Source organism: Lysinibacillus sp. NPDC095746, assembly GCF_044763535.1.
Lineage (GTDB): Bacteria > Bacillota > Bacilli > Bacillales_A > Planococcaceae > Lysinibacillus.
The window spans coordinates 1-1,008 of record NZ_JBIWGL010000084.1; the positions used below are offsets into that span (position 1 = coordinate 1).

The window sequence follows — 1,008 nt, forward strand, 5'->3', positions numbered from 1 at the left end:
GACGATTTGTCAAATTAAGTGCAACAATTGCTCATTAAAAGCCTCGTTTGCAGTTTTCCAACCAAGACATTTTCTTGGTCGGCTGTTGATATAGTTTAATGATTCTGTTAGTTCTTCTGGTGATACTTCTTCGAAATTCGTTTGCTTTGGGAAGAATTCGCGAAGTAATCCATTTCCATTTTCGTTACTTCCGCGTTGCCAGGAAGAATAGGCGTCCGCAAAATAAACATCAATTTTCAAGTCTTTTTCTAACACTTTATAGCAGCTAAATTCTTTACCTCTGTCTGTTGTGGCTGTTTTTATAGCGCCTTTTGGTAATTTAGTATGTAGAAGACGTACTGCTCTTTCCATTGATTGTGCTGAGCGATCTGGTATCAAAAAGCCAACATACCACCGTGTCATTCGCTCAATAAATGTTGCGACACAACCTTTTGCTTTCCCACGTCCAGATACAACTGTATCTAACTCCCAATGTCCAAAGGTTTCACGTTTACGTACTTCTTTTGGGCGTTTAGAAATTGGTGTGCCAATGTTAAATCTTCCCCTTGTTTCGCGGGGCTTTTGGCGCTTTCCCTTTTGACGAAGAACGGTTATAGGCACTTCTAAAAGACCATCGTAAATCCAGCGATAGATGGTTTTAAAACTTAGCTGTCCTTGATACAAGCGGCCGACAATTTGTTCAGGCGACCATGTATCCCGCAACTTTTCTTGAACAGCTTCTTTTACTTCTGGCGTACATTTTGACCTGGCACCACAGTTGGATTTATTTTGGTGGTAACGTACTTGCGCTTCGTCAGCCGTATTACCGACGTGGCGTTTTATCTCTCTGGAAATCGTAGAAGGTTGGCGATTTAAGAGTTTCGCTATTTTACGAATCGAATAATCAAGTTCCAGGTATGTTTCTATTTTTACACGTTCTGATATGGTAAGATGGGTATAGCTCATAACGATTCCTCCGTTTGAATGTTTGTGTGGTAACTACATTTTACACGAGGTCGTTATGGGCTT

General features: G+C 40.7%; 1 protein-coding gene. It reads right to left on the reverse strand.

Annotated elements, in window-relative coordinates:
- Positions 1-9: 9 nt before the first annotated feature.
- Positions 10-945, reverse strand: a complete 936-nt coding sequence (locus ACIQ7N_RS23670; protein WP_402936684.1) for an IS30 family transposase — start codon at positions 943-945, stop codon at positions 10-12.
- Between the last annotated feature and the right edge of the window lie 63 nt (positions 946-1,008).